Below are 384 nucleotides of genomic sequence, written 5' to 3'. Positions count from 1 at the left end.
TCAGCCCCTGTTTTGTCTGTACTTTCAATGCGCCAAGCATTCCTGTGTATTTACCTTTACCCGGTAAATGTTCAATTACTAACGCTTCGGCATCTAAATATGGCTTGAGTTTTAACAATGCACTAGAGCGACCCGTTGTATGCTTAGACTCTGCTAAATGAAGCATAACGCCCTCGCCACCTTGTTTAGTAACCTGATTAAAATAATCACTGAGTTGCTGATTGTCGCTAAATTGATATTGCTTAACCGCTTTAATATGGGGACTATTTAGCTTAGTAATGAGTGCCAGGTAATTTTGATAACGACGATGAAAAGGCGTACCGGTATCTGGCATATCAAACACCTGATAAGTAACGATTTGCCATTGCAAATCGTTGGGTATTT

Annotated in this window: 1 protein-coding gene; it reads right to left on the bottom strand. The window is 40.1% G+C overall.

What is annotated here, in order from left to right:
* The coding region (locus CWB76_RS19095) for an ATP-dependent DNA ligase (RefSeq protein WP_502704770.1) at nucleotides 1-384 on the bottom strand (384 nt) is incomplete at both ends.

It is taken from the genome of Pseudoalteromonas sp. S1609 (assembly GCF_005887255.1).
Classification (GTDB): Bacteria; Pseudomonadota; Gammaproteobacteria; order Enterobacterales; family Alteromonadaceae; genus Pseudoalteromonas.
This window is presented reverse-complemented; position numbering and strand designations above follow the sequence as displayed.